Origin of the sequence: Blautia sp. SC05B48 (assembly GCF_005848555.1) — a bacterium.
In the GTDB taxonomy this organism is placed as follows: Bacteria; Bacillota; Clostridia; order Lachnospirales; family Lachnospiraceae; genus Blautia_A.
The window spans coordinates 3,047,375-3,064,375 of the sequence record NZ_CP040518.1; the positions used below are offsets into that span (position 1 = coordinate 3,047,375).

General features: G+C 45.1%; 13 protein-coding genes, 1 tRNA gene and 1 pseudogene. 14 read left to right on the top strand and 1 reads right to left on the bottom strand.

The features are described from left to right. Positions 1-214 precede the first annotated feature (214 nt). The 12 genes from EYS05_RS14175 to EYS05_RS14230 all read left to right on the top strand — a co-directional run bounded on the left by EYS05_RS14175 (position 215) and on the right by EYS05_RS14230 (position 13,504). Positions 215-2,260, top strand: coding sequence for a M28 family peptidase (locus EYS05_RS14175; protein WP_243119119.1), 2,046 nt, complete (start codon positions 215-217; stop codon positions 2,258-2,260). Positions 2,261-2,280: 20 nt separating this feature from the next. After that, positions 2,281-2,916 carry a GNAT family N-acetyltransferase gene (locus tag EYS05_RS14180; protein ID WP_015524714.1) on the top strand — a complete coding sequence of 212 codons (636 nt, stop codon included), beginning with the start codon at positions 2,281-2,283 and terminating at the stop codon, positions 2,914-2,916. Positions 2,917-3,005: 89 nt separating this feature from the next. Beyond that, positions 3,006-3,662, top strand: a complete 657-nt coding sequence (locus EYS05_RS14185) for an IS607 family transposase (protein WP_174235862.1) — start codon at positions 3,006-3,008, stop codon at positions 3,660-3,662. Continuing rightward, positions 3,592-4,755: an RNA-guided endonuclease InsQ/TnpB family protein gene (locus EYS05_RS14190; RefSeq protein ID WP_119238777.1), complete on the top strand. Its 1,164-nt coding sequence runs from the start codon at positions 3,592-3,594 to the stop codon at positions 4,753-4,755. The genes EYS05_RS14185 and EYS05_RS14190 overlap by 71 nt, the downstream gene beginning before the upstream one ends. A gap of 192 nt (positions 4,756-4,947) precedes the next feature. Beyond that, positions 4,948-6,624: an alpha-glucosidase gene (locus EYS05_RS14195; RefSeq protein WP_138277399.1), complete on the top strand. Its 1,677-nt coding sequence runs from the start codon at positions 4,948-4,950 to the stop codon at positions 6,622-6,624. 121 nt (positions 6,625-6,745) lie between these two features. After that, positions 6,746-7,558 carry an FAD binding domain-containing protein gene (locus tag EYS05_RS14200; RefSeq protein WP_118623768.1) on the top strand — a complete coding sequence of 271 codons (813 nt, stop codon included), beginning with the start codon at positions 6,746-6,748 and terminating at the stop codon, positions 7,556-7,558. Then, on the top strand, positions 7,555-8,025 hold the full coding sequence (locus tag EYS05_RS14205) for a (2Fe-2S)-binding protein (RefSeq protein WP_015524717.1): 471 nt from the start codon (positions 7,555-7,557) through the stop codon (positions 8,023-8,025). Before EYS05_RS14200 ends, EYS05_RS14205 begins: the two co-directional genes overlap by 4 nt. Beyond that, positions 8,022-10,316 (top strand): xanthine dehydrogenase family protein molybdopterin-binding subunit, encoded by a 2,295-nt coding sequence (locus EYS05_RS14210; RefSeq protein WP_138277400.1) that lies wholly within the window; start codon positions 8,022-8,024, stop codon positions 10,314-10,316. The genes EYS05_RS14205 and EYS05_RS14210 overlap by 4 nt, the downstream gene beginning before the upstream one ends. Before the next feature lies 1 nt (position 10,317). Beyond that, a complete protein-coding gene (locus EYS05_RS14215) occupies positions 10,318-11,382 on the top strand; it encodes a DUF6077 domain-containing protein (protein WP_138277401.1) in 1,065 nt (354 codons plus the stop codon). Positions 11,383-11,416: 34 nt separating this feature from the next. Next, entirely contained in the window at positions 11,417-12,247 is an 831-nt protein-coding gene (locus EYS05_RS14220) for a hypothetical protein (RefSeq protein ID WP_138277402.1), read from the top strand. Between the two features lie 207 nt (positions 12,248-12,454). Beyond that, positions 12,455-12,526: transfer RNA gene (locus tag EYS05_RS14225), tRNA-Arg, on the top strand. A gap of 57 nt (positions 12,527-12,583) precedes the next feature. After that, positions 12,584-13,504, top strand: coding sequence for an SH3 domain-containing protein (locus tag EYS05_RS14230; RefSeq protein ID WP_227752215.1), 921 nt, complete (start codon positions 12,584-12,586; stop codon positions 13,502-13,504). Positions 13,505-13,570: 66 nt separating this feature from the next. Here EYS05_RS14230 and EYS05_RS14235 read toward each other — a convergent pair whose 3' ends face one another. Beyond that, positions 13,571-14,107, bottom strand: a complete 537-nt coding sequence (locus EYS05_RS14235) for an N-acetylmuramoyl-L-alanine amidase family protein (RefSeq protein WP_138277403.1) — start codon at positions 14,105-14,107, stop codon at positions 13,571-13,573. Between the two features lie 112 nt (positions 14,108-14,219). On the opposite strand from EYS05_RS14235, the pseudogene EYS05_RS14240 reads away from it, so the two are divergent. Continuing rightward, positions 14,220-14,822 (top strand): annotated as a pseudogene (locus tag EYS05_RS14240) (pseudouridine synthase); the annotation flags it as partial. Between the two features lie 133 nt (positions 14,823-14,955). Next, the gene (ligA, locus tag EYS05_RS14245; RefSeq protein WP_138277404.1) at positions 14,956-16,917 is read left to right on the top strand and encodes an NAD-dependent DNA ligase LigA; all 1,962 of its coding nucleotides are present in this window, start codon (positions 14,956-14,958) and stop codon (positions 16,915-16,917) included. The last annotated feature ends 84 nt before the right edge of the window (positions 16,918-17,001 follow it).

Here is a 17,001-nt window from a genome sequence, read left to right on the forward strand (position 1 = left end):
ATCTTTTTTACCGGGGTTTCACAGGACGGAAAGAGCATGTCTTTTCAGATCGATATTATAAAAACGTGATTTGTGAGAAGGATTTTTCCTGCCTGAACAAATCGCGTTTTTTTATCTGGAAATCCGCACATTGATAAGGTATAATTTATAGCAGTTAAAGGCATGTCCCTGCCGGATTGACAGAACTGATGACCGGGACACTGCCGAGAAAGGGATGACAGTAAATTTGAACATCGTAGAGAAATGTGTTTCATGCCTGAATATAAAAGAATCTTATGATCTGGCCAGGCGCATGGAACAGGAAAAAACAAATCCGGTTCTGGGATATCGTACAGCAGGCTCCCTGGCAGAGCGAAAAACCGGAGATATGCTTTTGGAAGAAATGAAAAAAGCCGGTCTCACCCAGGTAGAAAAAGATAAGATCCGTGTGGATGCATGGGAATTTAAGAAAGCGGTGATGCGCTGCCATGACAGAGAGGGAACCTGCCGGGAGATCCAGCTTGGCGCATATCAGACAGATTTTAAGACCAATGGCTTTCAGAGGTTTGATCTTGTATATCTTGGAAAAGGTACAGCTGACGAATATAAGAATATCGATGTGAAAGGAAAGCTGGTTCTTATTGAGATCAATCAGAGAGAAGAATGGTGGATCAACTACCCGGTGTATCAGGCACACCTGAAGGGTGCAGCGGCTTTGATCGCCGTACAGAGCAGGGGATATGCACAGATCGATGATACGGCTCTGAATGCACAGGATATCGCAGGACCTTCCTGTGCGCCTGCATTTTCCATGTCACGGGCAGATTTTCTTATGATCCGCCGGCTGATGGAAGAGAAAAATGAGAATGGGAATCGTGTTCCGGAGCTTTCCGTGGAATTTGATGCGGACACAGAGGTGATCAAAGACCAGTATACCTACAATATCGTTGGCAAAATCCCGGGAACTGATTCGGATTCCATGATCCTGTTAAGCGCTCACTATGATTCCTATTTTGAAGGATTTCAGGACGATAATGCGGCAGTGGCCATGATCATTGGAATTGCCAGGGCGCTGATCCGTGGTGGCTACAAACCTCGCCATACTATTGTGGTATGTGCTCTTGCAGCAGAAGAATGGGGGATTTCCGACACAAAATATGACTGGTCCACAGGTGCTTACCGCCAGGTGTTTGAGGCAAGACCGGAGTGGCAGGGTCGCGTGATCGCAGATTTGAATTTTGAGCTTCCGGCTCATGCACACAGTACCAGAGATGCAGTACGGTGTACCTATGAGTATGCGGATTTTGTGCGCAGCTTCGTGGATACTGTGCAGATGCCGGAGGGGATTTATCCGGAGGGCATGACCACGTTGTATCCCATTGAAACCTGGTCTGATGATTTTACCATGGCTATTTCCGGGATCCCGTCCATGGTCAATGATTTCAGCGGTGGCCCGTTTATGGAAAATTATTATCATTCCCAGTATGATAACCAGGATGTTTATGAGGAAGAGGTATACAGATTCCATCATGAATTTTATCTGAAACTTCTTCTGGCTATTGACAGCCTTGCTTTGCCGCCAATGGATTTCAGTCGGGTACTGGACCAAAGTATTAAGACCCTGGATCTGGATCTGTGTATGCAGACCGGCGTCGACAGTATACTTCTTCTGAAAAAAACAGAAGAGGCAAAAAAAGCGGCTGCCATCCTTGCAGAGCAGGTACGGCGCTTCAACAGCCTTCCGGAAGAAAAACGTGACTGGAAAAAAGCCGATGCCATTACCGAAAAGCTTCTCGGTGTATTCCGAAAATCTCAGGATTATCTGGTACGTCTGGACTGGGATGATAATGTGATCTTTCCGCAGCAGGCAGTGCAGAATAATCTTTATGCACTGAAGAAAGCTATGGGATATCTGGAAAAGGGAGAGATCGCACCTGCGCTGGAGGCCTTTTACAGTATTGACAACAACTGTTATGCCTTTCAGTTTGAGCGGGAAGTCTTTTATCATTTTACAGAATATATCCTGAAGCAGTCCCCGGATCGCCTGATGTGGGGAAAGGGCAGGATCATCCACCATGAGAATCTTTATGATCTTGTGGAAAGGCTGAAGGAAAAGAAGCCGGGTGACAGCCTGGAGGCGGAAAAGCAGACCCTGAGGGAAGCCTGGGAAAGACAGAAGCATTATTATGAGGATGATATTGAATATCTGATCCGTGCAGTGGAAAAACTCAGGAATCTGATCTGTGAGGTCAGTGATATGTTTGAAAAAAGAACAGAATAAAACCATACCTGGAGGAAAGAATGGAAAGCCATAATTTATACCGAGTGAAAGAAGAAGATCTGGACAAGCTGATCCGGATATTGACTGTATGTTTTTCGGAGGATCCTCTGTATCATGCACTGATCCCGGACAGGGATACCAGAGAACGGCTGATGCCGGAGCTTTTTACCTGTGATCTTACGGAGTTTTTTGAGACCTGCGAGATCTATGCAGACAGCAGTGAGCTGAACAGTATCCTGGTAGTATCCGACGGAACGGAGCATGAAGCAGCCTTACATAATCTGATGGTAGATTTTTTTGCCCTTCTGAAAACAGATGGCTATCTGATCAAGGAGGATCCAAGTCTTGCGACCCTGCGGAAATTCATCCAGGGAAAAGACTATCTGAATTCCAGCTGGACTTCCCAGCTTCATACAGCAGAAAGGCTTCATGTGATCTATCTGGCAGTGGCGCCGAAGATGCAGCATCACGGTCTTGCTGAAAAATTGATGGATGAGGTGATCGATTATGCGGACAGGCATAAGCTGATGATCTCTCTGGAAACCCATAATCCGGCAAATGTTTCCATGTATGAGAAATTCGGATTTAAATTATATGGCATTGTACAGAAAAAAGGATTTGATCTGAAGCAGTACTGCATGATCAAACAGGCATAGGAGGATGATATAAGTAACTAAATATATTGTAAAAAGATATTAAATGTGTTTAAATATACTTATGGAGGTATATTATGAACACATCAAATATCACAAATTATAAACCAAAAGATTTTGCTGAATTATTAGGTGTTTCTGTAAAAACGCTTCAGAGATGGGACAGAGAGGGAATCTTAAAAGCAAACCGAACTCCAACAGACAGGCGTTATTACACATATGACCAGTATCTTCAATTTAAAGGTATAAATATAGAACATGATAAACGAAAAGTTGTTATTTATGCAAGAGTATCTACCAAAAACCAAAGGGATGATCTTCAAGATCAGACAGCATTTCTGCGTCAGTTCTGTAATGCCAGAGGAATGATCGTAGACCAGTGCATTGAAGACTATGGAAGCGGACTTAATTATAACCGCAAGAAATGGAATGGATTACTGGACGAAGTCATGGAGCAGAAGGTCAAAACCATAGTGATCACGTATAAAGACAGATTTATCCGTTTTGGATACGACTGGTTTGAAAGATTCTGCATGAAATTCCACACAACGATACTGGTGGTGAACAATGAAGAACTGTCACCACAGGAAGAACTTGTACAGGATATTATTTCCATCCTTCATGTGTTTTCCTGTAGATTATATGGACTTCGTAAGTATAAAAAACAGATAGAAAAGGATGAGGAGATTGCTGAAGAGCTTCAAGACAGAGATCGATCCTACAGAAGAGCAGAAGATCAAAATACATAAGACAATCGGCACATGCAGATATATTTATAATTTCTATCTGTTTCATAATAAAGAACGTTATGATGCCGGTGAAAGATTTATGAGCGGCAAGTCGTTCAGTGTATGGCTGAACAATGAATACCTTCCAAGGCATCCGGAATATTTCTGGATCAGAGAAGTCAGTTCCAAATCGGTAAAGAATGCAATCGAAAATGCCTGTACCGCTTTTTCAAGATTTTTTCATCATCAGAGTAGTTTCCCGAGATATAAGAAAAAAGGAAGATCTGATGTAAAAATGTATTTTGTAAAGAATAATCCCAAAGACTGTCTCTGTGAACGTCACAGGATCAAGATCCCAACACTTGGCTGGGTAAGGCTGAAAGAAAAAGGTTACATTCCGACCTCTAAGGATGGATATGTGATCCGAAGCGGGGCAGTTTCCGTGAAAGCAGGCAGATATTATGTGTCTGCACTTGTCGATATACCTGCTCCGGAAGCAGCTGGAAATTTCACTGATGGGATCGGAATCGATCTGGGGCTGAAAGACTTTGCAGTTGTGTCAAATGGAACTGTATACAGAAATATCAATAAAACAGCACGGATCAGAAAACTTGAGAAACAATTAAGACGGGCACAGCGAAAGCTTTCCCGTAAATATGAGAACTTAAAGAAAGGAGAGTCCACTCAAAGAGCAAATATATGCAAACAAAAGCTTAAAGTACAGAAACTTCATCATCGGATAGAAAATATCCGTACAGATCATATCAACAAGGTAATATCTGAGATAGTGAAAACCAAGCCGTCTCATATAACGATTGAGGATCTGAACATATCCGGGATGATGAAGAACCGGCATCTCTCAAAAGCAGTTGCGTCCCAGAAATTCTATGAATTCCGGACAAAATTGAAAACAAAATGTGCTGAATATGGAATCGAACTGAGGGTAGTTGACCGATGGTATCCATCTTCCAGGATCTGCCACTGCTGCAGCTGTATAAAAAAAGATCTGAAACTTTCAGACAGGATCTACAGATGCACATGTGGATATATTGAGGACAGAGATCTCAATGCAGCACTGAATCTGAGAGATGCAGAGACTTACGAAGTTGCATGATCCCGCAAACGTAAGTATGTACCGAAGGCTATTTCGGGAATTAACGACTGTGGAGTGTACTTAGGATCTGTGAGTAGAGATAACTCCGGTTACTCAAAAGCATACACAAAGAAACAGTAAGCGGTATTCGTGAGAATCCGCATTATCTCGATGTGAGTATGTTTAATCACATTTTGAGTGGCAGGAATTAGGATGCAACGAAAATGGTGGCATGACAAGGTGGTATATCAGATATACCCCAAGAGCTTTTATGATTCTAACGGAGACGGGATCGGAGACATCCCGGGAATCATCAGCAAGCTTGATTATCTGAAGGAACTGGGAGCAGATATCCTCTGGCTTTCCCCGATCTATAAATCTCCGCTTGCAGACCAGGGATATGACATCGCAGATTATTATTCTATTGATCCTAGGTTTGGGACCATGGAGGATATGGATCGTCTGATCGCAGAAGCAAACAAAAGAGAAATGTACATCCTTATGGATCTGGTGGTGAATCACTGCTCCGATGAGCATGAGTGGTTTCAGGAGGCCATTAAGGATCCGGACGGAAAGTATGGAAATTTCTTTTATATCCGGGACAAAAAGGATGACAAGGCTCCCTGCAACTGGAGAAGCTATTTCGGTGGCCCGGTATGGGAAGAGCTTCCGGGACATCCGGATAAACAGTATCTCCATGTATTCCACAAAAAGCAGCCGGATCTCAACTGGGAGAATCCTGAAGTAAGAGAGGAAGTCTACAAAAACATCCGCTGGTGGATGGAAAAGGGGCTTGGAGGATTCCGTATTGATGCCATTATCAATATCAAGAAGAAGCTTCCATTTTCTGATTATCCTGCCGATCGTGCAGACGGGCTCTGCAGCATCGAGAGGATGCTGGAGGAGGCAGAGGGGATTGGAGAATTCCTGGGAGAGATGGCTGAGAAGTGCTTTCATCCCTATGATGCTTTTACTGTAGGAGAGGTATTCAATGAGAAGGAAGATGAGATCAAAGATTTTATCGGAGAAAACGGATACTTTTCATCCATGTTTGATTTTGAGGAAACCTGTTACGGAAAGAGCGAGGATGGCTGGTATGCATCCAAACCGTACCTGACTCCGGAAGAGTACAAGAAGTGTATTTTCCATACTCAGAAAAGGATCGGGGATACTGGTATGATCTCCAACATTATTGAGAATCATGATGAGCCAAGAGGTGTCTGTCACTATATTTCTCCGGAAGACCGCTGTCCGGATTCAAGGAAGCTCCTGGCAGGTGTTTATTTCCTGCTGAAGGGAATTCCGTTTATTTATCAGGGGCAGGAGATCGGTATGGAAAATATGGAGTTTACTTCTATGGACCAGATCGATGACATCAGTACCATCGATGAATACCAGGTAGCGCTCCGTGCCGGATGCAGTGAAAAAGAAGCGCTTGATGCTGCTTCCGCATTTTCCAGAGACAATGCCAGAACTCCGGTACAGTGGAGCGCAGAGAAAAATGCGGGATTTTCAAAAGGAGAGCCGTGGCTTGGGGTTAATCCGAATTATAAGGAGATCAATATAGAGTCCCAGTTAACGGACAGTGACTCCCTCCTTTCTTTCTACAAAAAGCTGACTGCACTGAGAAAAGCTCCGGAATATAAAGAAACGCTTGTATACGGAACATTCGCTCCATATCAGGAAGAACAGAAGAATCTGATCGCATATACAAGAAATGGTGAGAAAAATCTTCTGATCCTGGGAAATATGCAGGCACAGTCACAGAAGGTATCTTTGCCGGGAGAAGTGAAAAAGGTGCTTCTGAATAATCAGAAAGCTGTGGAGATCACAGAAAAGGAGATTGTTTTGAAACCGTATCAGTTTATCGTTCTGGAGACAGCTGACTAATGCGGCGTCAGAACAGCAGAGAAAAAACAATAGCTATTTAGCTGACAGTCTGTTAAAATAAATGTTCGGCTGAAAAAACAGCCGTAAAGAAAGAGAATGAGAATTCAGAAGGGAATAAAGTATGCTGAAGATAAAGAATTATGTAAAGGCAGAAAGCCTTGAACAGGCATATGAACTGAACCAGAAAAGAACAGCCTGTGTGCTGGGCGGTATGGTCTGGCTGAAAATGGGAAACCGGAACATCATGACAGCCATTGATCTGTCAGGTCTTGGGCTGGATACTATTACAGAAACAGAAGAAGCATTTGTGATCGGCTGCATGACACCACTTCATGCGCTGGAAACCCATAAAGAGCTGAATGCCTATACAAACGGTGCTATCCGGGAAAGTGTACGGCACATTGTGGGTGTGCAGTTTCGAAACTGTGCCACAGTGGGCGGAAGTATTTTCGGAAGATTCGGGTTTTCCGATGTACTGACCATGTTTCTGGCACTGGATACCTGGGTGGAGCTGTATAATGGCGGAACCATTCCGCTGGCACAGTTTGCATCCATGGAAAAGGATAACGATATCCTGGTAAATATCATTGTAAAAAAACAGCCGCTGAACAGTGTGTACTTAAGTCAGCGGAACAATTCCACAGATTTTCCTGTGCTCACCTGTGCGGCCGCTCTTATTGACGGAAAAGCAAGAACTGTCATTGGGGCCAGACCCGGAAAAGCAATGATCGTGGAAGATGAAGAGGGAATTTTAAAAGATTTTGTACAGATGAATGTACAGCAGAAAAAGGATGCAGCAGCTTCTTTTGCTGCATATGCAGCGGAACATGTTCCTACAGACAAGAACATGCGTGCTTCAAAAGAATACAGGAGTCTTCTTGTGAAAGTCCTCACGAGAAGAGCCTGGGAAGAGATCGGAGGGAGAGCAGAATGAATATCACTTTCTGGCTGAATGGTGTAAAACGGCAGGCAGAGGTACGTCCGGATGAACTGCTTCTGGATTTCCTGCGGAAAAACAGCTGTTACAGCGTAAAACGTGGCTGTGAGACTGCAAACTGTGGTCTCTGTACTGTGCTGATGGATGAACGTCCGGTACTGTCCTGCTCCATGCTGGCTGCCCGCGCAGACGGGAAACGGATCGTGACTCTGGAGGGAATGCAGGAGGAAGCAAAGGAATTCGGAGCTTTTATGGCAAATGAGGGAGCAGAGCAGTGCGGTTTCTGCAATCCGGGATTTATCATGAATGTATTTGCCATGTTAAAGGAACTGGAAGATCCCACAGAAGAGGATATCCTGGAGTATCTTTCCGGAAATCTGTGCCGTTGCTCGGGATTTGTGGGACAGACCAGAAGTATCCTGAAATTTCTTGACTATAAAAAAGGACAGGAGGAAGGAAAATGAAATACGTAAACAAGCCAGTGCCAAAAACAGATGCAATGTCGCTGGTAACCGGAAAACCGGTCTATACCGATGATCTTGCACCTTCTGACTGCCTGATCGTCAAGATCTTAAGAAGTCCTCATGCAAATGCCTGGGTGGAAGAAATCAAGACAGATGCGGCAAAGAAGATCGAGGGGATTGCCTGTGTTCTGACCTATGAGGATGTTTCTCACAAAAGATTTACTCTGGCCGGACAGACAGCGCCTGAGATCAGTCCATGGGATCGTTATATCATAGATAAGCATGTGCGTTTTGTAGGTGATCCGGTTGCCATCGTAGCTGGTGAGACAGAAGAGGCAGTAGATAAAGCCCTGAAACGCATTAAGGTAAAATATCGTGTGGAGGAAGCAGTTCTGGATATCCACACAGCCAAGGATAATCCCATTCTGGTGCACCCGGAGGATGACTGGTATATGCCGATCCCGGCCGGCGGAGATAATAAGCGTAATCTCTGTTCCTCCAATGTAGAAGAAGTGGGTGATGTGGATGCTATGCTGGAGAAATGTGCGTATACAGTAGACCAGGTTTACCACACAAAGGCAAATCAGCAGACCATGATGGAGACCTTCCGCACCTACTGTTATATGGACCATTTTCAGAGACTGACGGTGGTTTCTTCCACCCAGATCCCGTTTCATATCCGAAGGATCGTAGGAAACGCGCTGAACATTCCTTCTTCCAAAGTTCGTGTGATCAAGCCGCGTATCGGCGGGGGCTTTGGTGCAAAACAGTCTTCTGTCAGTGAGGTTTTCCCGGCATTGGTAACATGGGTTACCGGGCGTCCGTCCAAAATCGTTTTTTCCAGAAAGGAATCCATGATCGCGTCTTCTCCGCGTCATGAGATGGAAGTCCATATCCGTATGGGTGCAGACGAAAGCGGTATTGTAAAGGCAATCGATCTTTATACTCTTTCCAACACCGGTGCCTATGGAGAGCATGGGCCTACAACCGTAGGACTTTCAGGCCACAAATCCATTGCGCTGTATCGTCATACGGAAGCTTACCGTTTTGCTTATGATGTTGTTTACACCAATATGCAGGCAGCTGGCGCTTATCGTGGCTATGGTGCCACACAGGGTATTTTTGCTGTGGAGTCCGCAGCAGATGAGCTGGCTCATAAGATGGGGATGGATCCGGTAAAATTCCGTGAGCTGAACATGCCTATGGAGGGAGAGGCACTTCCGGGATATCCGGATGTACCGGTCAATGGCAGCTGTACCATGGATAAATGTCTTGCCCGTGCAAAGGAAATGATCGGATGGGATGAGAAATATCCGTTCCGTGATATGGGTAACGGTAAAGTACGGGGTGTCGGCATTGCTATGGCCATGCAGGGCTCATCTATTGCAGGGATCGATGTCGGCGGAGCAGACATTAAATTAAATGAGGATGGTTCCTATACCCTGGCACTTGGATGTTCTGATATGGGAACCGGCTGTGATACCATTCTTGCTCAGATGGCAGCAGACTGTCTGGATACAGATATGAAAAATATCGTGGTATTCAGTGTGGATACAGATATTTCTCCTTATGATTCCGGTTCTTATGCATCTTCCACAACCTACGCTACCGGAAATGCCGTGATCCAGGCCTGCGGAGAACTCAGAAAGAGAATCCACGCTTTTGGCGCACAGATGCTTGGAGTATCTGCAGAGGATTCTGATTTTGACGGAGAAAAAGTCCGCACAGAAGACGGAAAAGAGGTAACGCTGCAGCAGATCGCAGGAAAAGCGACCTGCGGAGTCTGCAGTGAGCTTCAGGTCGTAAAAGAATATTCTTCTCCGATCTCTCCGCCACCGTTTATGGTAGGTGCCGCTGAAGTGGAGGTCGATAAAGAGACCGGACAGATCGACGTCATTGATTATGTGGGCGTGATCGACTGTGGAACCCCGATCAATCCAAATCTTGCCAGAGTGCAGGCAGAAGGCGGTATCGGTCAGGGAATCGGAATGGTTCTGTATGAGGATGTGCAGTATACAGATAAGGGAAAGATCCGTAATAATTCTTTTATGCAGTATAAGATCCCCAACCGTATGGATATTCCGAAGGTGCGGATCGAGTTTGAGAGCAGCTACGAGAAGACAGGTCCTTTCGGTGCAAAATCCATTGGTGAGCTTGTGATCGATACACCTTGTCCGGCTATTGCCAATGCAGTTTATAATGCAACAGGTGTACGTGTCCGAGAACTTCCGATCACTCCGGAGAAGGTTGCAATGGGAATCCTTGCCAGAGAAACCGGAGAGAAGGTGTGAAATGCAGGAGCTGATACTGGCAATTGCCGGACTGATCCTGGAGCTGCTGGTATTTTTCTGTGCAGGAAGTCTGCTGACACGGATACTGAAAATTAAGGCGGAAATAACCATGGAACTGGTCCTGGGATATCTTCTGTATTTTGCGGCTTTTGAGATACTTGCAGTTCCTATGACACTGAAATGGGTAAAACTGAGTGCCTTTTCGTATCTGTGGATGGCGATCATGGCAGCTTGTGTACTGGCTGCATGTCTGTTCGCGCATAAACTTTGGAAGGGACAGCTGGACCGGATAGGAGAAACATTTCGGAAACATTCACTGCTGCTGCTTTTGATCGCTGCGGCAGTGATCCTGCAGTGTTTTCTGGTGGCTGCATATCAGGACGTTACTGCAGATGCAACACATTATATTGGTGCAGTAAGCACTTCTGTGTATACAGACACTCTTGCCCGATACAGTCCGCTTACCGGTGTGATCCAGAGAAATTTTAATCTCCGCTATGATCTTTCTGCATATCCGATGAACAATGCGGTGTGGTGTGTCCTTCTGGGCATCCACCCGATCGTTCAGTCCAAGGTCGTGATGTCTGTGATCAACATGCTGATGATCAATCTTCTGATCTACCAGATCGGAAAAAGCCTTTTTCGTGGAGATGAAAAAAAAGCAGACCTGATGGTTCTTTTTGTGTGCCTGATGCAACTGTTTTCTTTTTCTATCTATACAACAGGAACCTTTGCGTTTATGCGGGTTTATGAAGGGAAGGCCCTGCTGGCAAATATTTCCATTCCGGCGGCGCTTCTGGTAAGTATACGTCTCTGGCTCAACAAAGATGGCAGAAATAAAGAAAGCTGGGTGCTGCTTTTCATTGCGGCCGTCAGTGCGCTGACGTTTTCAGGATCCTCCCTTATTTATCCGGCAGTAGTCAGTACGGCGATCCTTCCGGTGATGGTGCTGAAGAAAAAGCTTTCCTACGCAGTTCCCTATGCGCTTTGTATGCTGCCGGGATTTTTGTATGCCCTGGTTTATTTTTCGGCAAAGCTTGGATGGATCGCATTTCCGGCATCATAGGAAACTGGGAAGATACCATGGATAGGAGAAGAAAATGACGGGAGTAACAATCGAAGAACTGGGACTGCGTTTTGTGCAGATCTGTATGGAGAATTACTGGAGTGGCTGTCTGCTGCCTGTATTTTTTCTGGCAGGTGTACTCTGGGATATTTTTTACCGCAGGAGAAAAGAATCCAGAGTGTTCCTGTATTATCTGGTCTTTCTGGCACTTACGGTATATAATCCGGTTCTTGTAAAATATGTGATACCAAAGGTGCATTTTGAAAGTGAATATTATCGTTTTATCTGGATCCTTCCGGTGATCCCGGGTGCTGCCTATTATGTTGTACGGATCGTGGAAGCGGTAAGGTTTCGATGGCTGAAAGTTGTAACAGCGCTGATCCTTGCGGCAGTGATCGTCACTACGGGGACACCTGTGCCCGGCATTGCAAAAGATTATGTGATGGCGGAAAATATCTATAAAGTCCCGAATGAGCTGCGTTCAGTATGCGATGTGATCCATCAGGACTGCGATAAAGAACAACCCAAGGTTGTTTTTGACAATGAGCTGAATCTGGTGGCAAGACAGTATGATCCTTCACTGATCCTTGTTCTGGATCGTAATTTTACCCTGTATCGTGCAGGAAGTACTGTGGTAGGAAACTACGAAAACAGCAAGGCCTACCAGATCCAGAAAGTGATCATGGATGTGATAAGTTATCAGATGGATGTAGGAATCGATAAGTTCCGGCAGGTATTGAAAAGAACGGAAACCGATTATCTCGTTCTTCCGGTAAATCTTACAAATCATGACTATATCCGTCAGGCAGGATGTACCCCTGTTGCGCAGACAGAAAAATATGTGGTATACAGGTTTGAAGGGTGAATGTGTTCACCCTTCTGGCCTGGGAAAATGACTAAAGTGCGTAAAATGATACTGAGAACGGAGTGAACAGCAACCATAAAATGTGTGATGAATATGTACTGTTTAAAAAAATCTTTACAATTTCATGGATTTGTGTTAAAATCATAAACAGTGTAAACCTACTTTGATAATTTCATACCTGAATTTAGAAGTTATGTTTTTCATTATGCACCTGTAGCTCAGTGGATAGAGCAGTGGTTTCCGGTACCATGTGCGGGGGTTCGATTCCCTTCAGGTGTGTTACCCGGAACAGTGGGAATTGTTCCGGCGTGTTGTTATGATAAGGAGGACAAAAACTTGGATGATTTCAGAGAATGGTTATCAGATAACCTTCGCTATTTTATGTTAGGCGGAGCCATTCTGGTGATCGTGCTTGTTCTGATCTTTGGCGTCCGCGCCTGTGTTGGAGGTAAGAAGGGGAATTCCAATGAAGATCAGACAACAGCCCAAAGTAACCAGGAAAATGATCCTTCTTCTCCGGCAAATGATGGGGAGACAGACGAGAAGAAAGACGCCAGTCCCGCGGCAGATACGGATGCGGAGACAACCATGGAAAAAGCCAGCACGGAAGTAACCGAGCTGATTCAGAGCTATTATAAAGCTTTTGGGGAAAAAGACATTGCAACACTTAAGACGATCGAGGACGGATTTACGCCGGCTGACGAATCGCAGGTTAATTCAAGGGATTATATTGATGGGTATGAAGTACAGAATGTTTACGCTAAGAAGGGACTGACGGACGATTCGTATGTCGTTTATGTAGTCTTTAATTATATCTGTACTGGAATTGAGACTCCGGTTCCGGCACTGAGCCAGTTTTACGTGGAGACGGGCAGTGACGGCAATCTGAAGATCAAAGGTGGTGCTGATGACGATGCAGATATCAGTGCCTATGTGAAAAAACTGGAATCCGAGAAGGATGTGCAGGAGCTTATCACAAAGGTAAAGGCAGACTATGAAGCTGCGCAGGAGAGTGATTCCTCTCTGGCAGAATTCCTTCAGGGCCTTGGTGAAGATGCCAGTGCTTCCGCAGATGCAGGGACAATGCTTACAGTTACAGAGGATTGTAATGTTCGTGCTTCCGCAGATTCAGAGGGTGAGGTTATCGGTGGTTTTTCTGCAGGAACGGAAGTTGAAAAGAAGGGGCAGGAAGGCGACTGGATACAGGTTGATTATGATGGGCAGACCGGTTATGTCTATAGTGGTCTGTTAGAATAATAAGGGTTAACAAAAATGCAGGTTCCGGAAGAACCTGCATTTTTGTTGTTCTGATATAACGAAAGATCATTTTTTGAGTGAACCGTCTGCTGCCAATGTGTATTTTTTTCCATTTACGGTGATGGTTCCGGTCTGCATGATTCCGTCTTCGTCCAGATAATAACGTTTTTTGCCCAGGGTGATCCAGCCGGTCTGCATGATCCCATCCTTGTTGAAATAATATCGATGAGCATCTGTATCGGTAAGCCATCCGGTATAGGCGGTTCCGTCAACCATAAATTTCCAGTTGGTACCATCCGGTGTCCAGACTCCGTTTTCTGCCTCCGGCGAAACCTGTTCTGTTTCGGGAATCTCTGTGGGAACAGGAGACGGTGTGGCGGAAGGTGAGGGAGCGCCGGAAGATATAGATGCATCTGTATGGTGATCGCGATCTGAACCTGGTTCAATAGCCGAAATATCGCTTGTATTTACGGAAATTACGGAAGTACTGCTGTTTTCAAAAGGACCGGCCGATGACTGGGTAAAGAGAATACCGCAGATCAGACACAGGAAAACAGTGATAAAGATCAGCAGCCGTTTTATACGTGGAGTACGTTCTGACATGTTTTTCCTCCTGATATTTAAGTGCATTTCTGTTTATCATACAATAATGAGCAAGAAAATACAAGAAAAATAACCGGTTGCGAACACCTGAGAAAAAATATATAATAGAACAATGGACGAAAAAATCAGAATCAATAAATATTTAAGCGATATAGGAGTCTGCTCAAGAAGAGAGGCAGACCGACTGACAGAAGCGGGGAGAGTTACTGCCAATGGAGAACTGGTTTCCACAGGAATGAAGATCCTCCCGGATGCGGAGATCTGTATTGACGGAAAGCCTGTAAAAAAACAGAAAAAAAAGATCCTGCTTCTTTTTCATAAACCAAAAGGGATTGTCTGTAGCACCAGACAACAGCGGAATGAGATGACAGTAACAGAATATCTGGATTATCCGGTGCGGGTTTATCCCATAGGACGGCTGGATAAAGATTCCGAAGGCCTGCTTCTCCTTACCAATGAAGGAGATCTGGTGAACCGCATCATGAAGGCGGGAAACTATCATGAAAAGGAATATCAGGTAACCGTGAATAAACCGGTGACAGAAGAATTTATCCGTGGCATGAGTGGCGGGGTGCCGATCCTCGATACGGTCACACGTCCCTGCAAGGTCACAAAAACAGGTAAGAACAGTTTTTGTATCATCCTTACCCAGGGTCTGAACCGCCAGATCCGTCGTATGTGTGAATATTTCGGATATAAAGTCGTAACACTGAAACGTGTTCGGATCATGAATCTGCACCTTGATGGCCTGGAAGAGGGGAAATATCGTGAGATCCGGCCGGAAGAACGAAAAGAACTGGAGGAAATGCTTTCCTCCGGAAAATCAAAAAAAAGGACGGGAGGAAGCCATGAACGAATCATCCATAAAAAAAATGAAAGAGCTGGGAGAAAAACTCCGGGAAGCGTCCAGGGCCTATTATCAGGAAGACAGGGAGATCATGTCCAACGTGGAGTACGACGCCCTGTACGACACTCTGAGCGCGCTGGAGAAAGAAACAGGGATCGTTCTGGCAGACAGTCCAACCGTTAATGTAGGATATGAGGCAGTGGAACAGCTTCCCAAGGAGGAACATGAGAGACCGATGCTGTCTCTGGACAAGACTAAAGAGAGAGAAGCTTTGAGAGAGTTTATAGGGGAACATCCTACACTTTTATCCTGGAAGCTGGATGGCTTGACGATCGTGCTTACCTATGAAAACGGAGAGCTTATAAAGGCAGTTACCAGGGGGAATGGTATTGTGGGAGAGGTTATTACCAATAATGCCAGAGTATTTAAGAACATACCCCTGAAAATTTCTTTTAAAGGGAGACTGGTCCTTCGCGGAGAAGCCATCATTACCTATTCGGATTTTGAAAAGATCAACGAAACCATCGGAGATGCAGACGCCAAATACAAAAATCCCAGAAATCTCTGCAGTGGTTCTGTCCGTCAGCTGAATAATGAAATTACAGCGAAGAGAAACGTACGGTTTTATGCTTTTTCTTTAGTGAGTGCGGAAGGTGTGGATTTCCGAAATTCCAGGGAGGTGCAGTTCCGGTGGCTGAATGAACAGGGCTTTGAGGTTGTGGAATATCGAAAAGTCACAGCAGAAACTCTGGATGAAGCGATGGATTACTTTGCGGAAGCAGTTACGACCAATGATTTTCCGTCAGATGGGCTTGTGGCATTGTATGATGATATTGCTTACGGAGAATCTCTGGGAACTACGGCCAAGTTTCCAAGGAATGCCATGGCATTTAAATGGGCCGATGAGATGCGTGATACGAGACTTCTGGAGATTGAGTGGAGCCCGTCCAGGACCGGATTGATCAATCCGGTAGCAATTTTTGAGCCGGTGGAACTGGAAGGCACCACAGTGAGCAGAGCCAGTGTGCATAACATCAGTATCATGAAAGAACTGAAACTGGGGATCGGAGATACCATTCGTGTATACAAAGCAAATATGATCATTCCTCAGATCGCGGAAAATCTGACCGGAAGCGGCAATGCACCGATCCCGCATAACTGCCCGGCCTGCGGACAGGAAACGATAGTGAAGAAAGAAAACGATGTGGAATGTCTTTTCTGCGTCAATCCGGGGTGCCCGGCCAAGAAGATCAAGTCCTTTGGGCTTTTTACAAGCAGGGATGCCATGAATATCGACGGACTTTCCGAGGCAACACTGGAGAAATTTATTGCCAGGGGATTTATCCATGACTTTGGCGATATTTTTGAGATCAGCCGGTATAAAGATGAGATTGTGGAAATGGAGGGCTTTGGGCAGAAATCCTATGATAATCTTATGGAAAGTCTGGAACGGGCGAAAGAGACTACACTTCCAAGGGTGATCTACAGTCTTGGGATCGCAAATATCGGTCTGGCTAATGCAAAAGTGATCTGCCGCCATTTTGACAATGATCTGGACAGGATACGTCATGCCAGTCTGGAAGAGGTCAGTGATATTGATACCATCGGGCCGGTCATTGCCGGAAATCTGGTAGCTTATTTTAAGGATGAGGATAACAATCGCCGCCTGGATCATCTGATGAGCTTTCTTCATATTCAGGAGGACAGTCCCAAACAGGAACAGATCTTTGAAGGAATGAATTTTGTGATCACAGGAAGTCTGGTGCACTTTGGAAATCGAAGTGAGGCCAAAGAGCTGATCGAATCCCTGGGAGGCAAGGTTACCGGTTCAGTTACCAAAAAGACCAATTATCTGATCAATAACGACATCCAGTCAAATTCATCCAAAAACAAAAAGGCAAGAGAACTGGGGATTCCGATCCTTTCAGAAGAAGATTTTCGGAAACTTGCCGGAGTACAGTAAAGGCCGTACAGACTGGAGATACTTTTTATCTGAAGAAAAAAGCCAAGCGGCTCCTTTATAAGAGACGCTTCATATATAAGGAGG

What these genes read in the sequence shown, in the direction of transcription:
- EYS05_RS14175 (WP_243119119.1), top strand. Translation starts at nt 215, where the DNA reads ATGACAGTAAATTTGAACATCGTAGAGAAATGTGTTTCATGCCTGAAT.
- EYS05_RS14180 (WP_015524714.1), top strand. Translation starts at nt 2,281, where the DNA reads ATGGAAAGCCATAATTTATACCGAGTGAAAGAAGAAGATCTGGACAAG.
- EYS05_RS14190 (WP_119238777.1), top strand. Translation starts at nt 3,592, where the DNA reads ATGAGGAGATTGCTGAAGAGCTTCAAGACAGAGATCGATCCTACAGAA.
- EYS05_RS14195 (WP_138277399.1), top strand. Translation starts at nt 4,948, where the DNA reads ATGCAACGAAAATGGTGGCATGACAAGGTGGTATATCAGATATACCCC.
- EYS05_RS14200 (WP_118623768.1), top strand. Translation starts at nt 6,746, where the DNA reads ATGCTGAAGATAAAGAATTATGTAAAGGCAGAAAGCCTTGAACAGGCA.
- EYS05_RS14205 (WP_015524717.1), top strand. Translation starts at nt 7,555, where the DNA reads ATGAATATCACTTTCTGGCTGAATGGTGTAAAACGGCAGGCAGAGGTA.
- EYS05_RS14210 (WP_138277400.1), top strand. Translation starts at nt 8,022, where the DNA reads ATGAAATACGTAAACAAGCCAGTGCCAAAAACAGATGCAATGTCGCTG.
- EYS05_RS14215 (WP_138277401.1), top strand. Translation starts at nt 10,318, where the DNA reads ATGCAGGAGCTGATACTGGCAATTGCCGGACTGATCCTGGAGCTGCTG.
- EYS05_RS14220 (WP_138277402.1), top strand. Translation starts at nt 11,417, where the DNA reads ATGACGGGAGTAACAATCGAAGAACTGGGACTGCGTTTTGTGCAGATC.
- EYS05_RS14235 (WP_138277403.1), bottom strand. Translation starts at nt 14,107, where the DNA reads ATGTCAGAACGTACTCCACGTATAAAACGGCTGCTGATCTTTATCACT.
- ligA (WP_138277404.1), top strand. Translation starts at nt 14,956, where the DNA reads ATGAACGAATCATCCATAAAAAAAATGAAAGAGCTGGGAGAAAAACTC.